Raw genomic sequence first — 3,510 nt, 5'->3', positions numbered from 1 at the left:
GTGCTGGACTTCGCTCGGATGCTGGGTGGAGGAATAAATCGTGACGTCCTGATCCTCGCCGGGAATGGCCATGGCGATCTGGCCTTCGAGATAAAAATGGTCCTGACCGCCGATGCGCATTTTTCCCTTCAGCCGGCGCGGCGCCGCTTTGATCGCAGCCGCTGCATCGCCGCGCCTCAGGGTCAGCGGCGGCGTGACCAGCTTGTCCTTGCTGGGATCGAGCACGCCGACGTCGGTGACGAAAGGCAATTCCTTGTATTCGACCTTGGCCAGCCTTGTGGCGCGGCGCGCCTGCTCGCGCGTTTCGGCGACGACGCAGAAGATCGGCTGGCCAAAGAATTGTACCTTGCCGTCGGCCAGCACCGGCTCGTCGTGACGGCCGGTCGGCGAAATGTCGTTTTCACCCGGCACGTCGCTCGCCGTCAGCACGTCGACGACACCGGGTGCTGCGCGCACCGCCGACAGGTCCATGCTGGTGATGGTGGCGTGCGTGGCCGTCGAAAGCCCGAGGCAGCCATGCAGCGTGCCTGATGATTCCGGCATGTCGTCGATATAGACGGCCGTGCCGCTGACATGCTTGTGCGCAGAATCATGGCGCTGGTCGGCGGCAACGCCACCGGAAATTTTTTGCGCCTTGAGGTTGGGAGCGTGCTTGGTCATCACACCGCCTCGTGCCGCGAAACCTGGATCGGCGCCTTGGTGCCGCTGGTCTCGGCGAAGAAGCGCAACAGCAGGTTCCGTGCCGCTAGCGCCCGGTATTCGGCGCTCGCCCGCATGTCGGTCAGCGGGGTGAAATCCCTGGCATATTCGGCCATCGCCACCTCGACCGTCGCCTCCGTCCAGGGATTGCCGAGCAGCGCCTTTTCCACGCCAAAAGCCCGCTTCGGCGTTGCCGCCATGCCGCCATAGGCGATGCGGATATCCGTCACCATGTCGTCGCTGGCCAGGGTCAGCAGGAATGCGCCAAGTGCTGCGGTGATGTCCTCGTCGCGACGCTTGGTGATCTTGTAGACCGCAAACTTCGTGCCTTTCGCGGGTACCGGGACATGCACGGCCTCGACGAACTCGCCCGGCTGCCGGTCCTGCTTGCCATAGGCGATGAAGAAATCTTCGAGCGGGATCGTCCGCCGCTTGTTGCCCCGGCGCAGCGTCAGCTGCGCACCGAGTGCAATCAGCGGCGGCGGCGTGTCGCCGATCGGCGAGCCATTGGCGATGTTGCCGCCGATCGTACCCATATTGCGCACCTGATCGCCGCCGATGCGATCGAACAGCGTCCCGAGCGCCGGGATGCGTTTCGCCAGCGTCGAAAAGGCCTCCGTATAGGTGACACCGGCGCCGATCGAGATGACGCCCTTGTCCTCGGAAATCGCGCAGAGCCCGTCGAGATTGCCGATGAAGATCGCCGGCGAAATCTCGCGCATATGCTTGGTCACCCACAGGCCGACATCGGTCGAACCGGCAACGATGGTGGCGCCCGGCTCCTTGTCCAGCACGGCGGCGAGGTCGTCGGCATCGACCGGCACGACCAGCCGCTGCTTGCCGGCGCCGATCTCGATGCGCTCACCGTCTTTCATGGCTGCAAGCTTCTCGGCGATCGCCTTGCGCTCCGCAGACAGCGGGTCCTTTGCCGCCTTGCCGTAGCTGGAGATGGCACGCGCGGCGCGGACGATCGCCTCGTAGCCGGTGCAGCGGCAGAGATTACCCTGCAGCGCCTTTTCGATGGCCGCATCCGACGGCTCCGGCGACCGCATCCACAGAGCGTAAAGCGACATGACGAAGCCCGGCGTGCAGAAGCCGCATTGCGAGCCGTGAAAGTCGACGATGGCCTGCTGCACCGGATGCAGCCTATCGCCGTCGCCACGCAGATGCTCGACGGTCACGACATGCGTGCCATCGAGCGAACCGAGGAAGCGGATGCAGGCATTGACGCTTTCATACACCAGCCGGCCGGCTGAGAGCCTTCCGATCAGCACGGTACAAGCGCCGCAATCGCCTTCGGCGCAGCCTTCCTTGGTGCCTCGCAGCGTGCGCTCGAGCCGCAGCCAGTCTAGCAAGGTCTGCTCAGGCGCGACCCTGGTCAGCGCAACATGCTCGCCATTGAGGATGAAGCGTATCTCATTGCGTGGCTTGAGCCCGGCCATGTGTCAGCTCCCTCGGTAAGTCGAATAGCCGTAGGGCGATATAAGCAGCGGCACATGATAGTGCACCAGCTCGGCCATGCCGAAGCGGATCGGCACGCTGTCGAGGAAGGCCGGTTCCGGCAGCCTCAATCCCTGCCGGCGCAGATAGTCGCCGGCCGCGAAGACCAGCTCGTATTCGCCGGTGCGGAATTCCGCGTCGGCAAGCAGCGGCGCGTCACAGCGGCCGTCGGCATTGGTGACCGTCGTCTTCAGATGCGTCCGCATATCGTCGTTGATGCGGTAAAGCTCGATCGACAGACCTGCCGCCGGCCGGCCGGTCGCGGTGTCGAGGACATGGGTCGTCAGACGTCCGCCTTCGGCTTTCGACGTTTCCGCCACTGGCTGCTCCCATTCCCGGTACAGTCAAACATGCCCGGTACAGCCGAACATGTTTGACGAATTGTGCGCCAATTAAAGGCGATGCATAAGTCCCGGTCGAGCGGAGTGCTGCAAAAACACTTTCAAAATTTTCGGGGGAATGCGCAAGCGGCGCTTTCGACTATCCTGATCACACAATCCGGCAGGAGCAACGATGCGGTACGAACGAGACATGCGCGGCTACGGCGCCAATCCGCCGGATCCGAAGTGGCCTGGCGGGGCGCATGTCGCAGTGCAGTTCGTCGTCAATTACGAGGAAGGCGGCGAGAACTGCGTCCTGCATGGCGACAAGGCTTCGGAAGCCTTCCTGTCCGAGATCGTCGGCGCCGCGCCATGGCCCGGGCAGCGCCACCGGAACATGGAATCGATCTACGAATATGGCGCCCGCGCCGGCTTCTGGCGATTGCTGCGCCTGTTCACCGAGGCTGAAGTACCGGTCACCTGCTACGGCGTCGCCACAGCGCTGGCGCGCTCGCCCGACCAGGTCGCAGCGATGCAGGAGGCCGGCTGGGAAATCGCCTCGCACGGGCTGAGATGGATCGACTACCGCGACCATGCGCCGGAGGACGAGCGCCGCGACATGGAAGCGGCGATCCAGCTGCACTACGAGGTCACTGGGGCGCGGCCGGCAGGCTGGTACACCGGCCGCACGTCGATCAACACCGTGCGGCTGGCGGCGGAAGAAGGCGGCTTCGACTATGTGTCGGACACTTATGACGACGAGTTGCCCTACTGGTTCGAGCATGACGGGCCGGACGGGTCGACAAAGCCGCAGCTCATCATCCCCTATACGCTCGATGCCAACGACATGCGCTTCGCCACGCCGCAGGGCTTCAACTCGGGCGACCAGTTCTTCGCCTATCTCAGGGATAGTTTTGACACGCTCTACGCCGAGGGCAAGGCAGGCAGGCCGCGCATGATGAATATCGGCCTGCACTGCCGCCTCGTCGGC

General features: G+C 64.1%; 4 protein-coding genes. 1 reads left to right on the top strand and 3 read right to left on the bottom strand.

Translation table 11 applies throughout. The features are described 5' to 3' along the window. The 3 genes from EOA86_RS26985 to uraH all read right to left on the bottom strand — a co-directional run. On the bottom strand, positions 1 to 660 hold a 660-nt coding region (locus EOA86_RS26985; RefSeq protein WP_164892006.1), incomplete at its 3' end, for a molybdopterin cofactor-binding domain-containing protein. Further along, entirely contained in the window at positions 660 to 2,141 is a 1,482-nt protein-coding gene (gene xdhA / locus EOA86_RS26980; protein ID WP_128344475.1) for a xanthine dehydrogenase small subunit, read from the bottom strand. The genes EOA86_RS26985 and xdhA, both read right to left, overlap by 1 nt. Positions 2,142 to 2,144: 3 nt before the next feature. After that, positions 2,145 to 2,519, bottom strand: coding sequence for a hydroxyisourate hydrolase (uraH, locus tag EOA86_RS26975; RefSeq protein ID WP_029347558.1), 375 nt, complete (start codon positions 2,517 to 2,519; stop codon positions 2,145 to 2,147). Between the two features lie 193 nt (positions 2,520 to 2,712). Between uraH and puuE the strand changes: the two genes are divergently transcribed. Further along, positions 2,713 to 3,510: allantoinase PuuE (gene puuE, locus EOA86_RS26970; RefSeq protein ID WP_128344473.1), on the top strand; the 798-nt coding region annotated here is incomplete at its 3' end.

Source organism: Mesorhizobium sp. M5C.F.Ca.IN.020.32.2.1, assembly GCF_004023105.1.
Lineage (GTDB): Bacteria > Pseudomonadota > Alphaproteobacteria > Rhizobiales > Rhizobiaceae > Mesorhizobium > Mesorhizobium wenxiniae.
The sequence above is the reverse complement of the archived record's forward strand: the minus strand, read 5'-3'. Positions and strand labels throughout refer to the sequence as shown.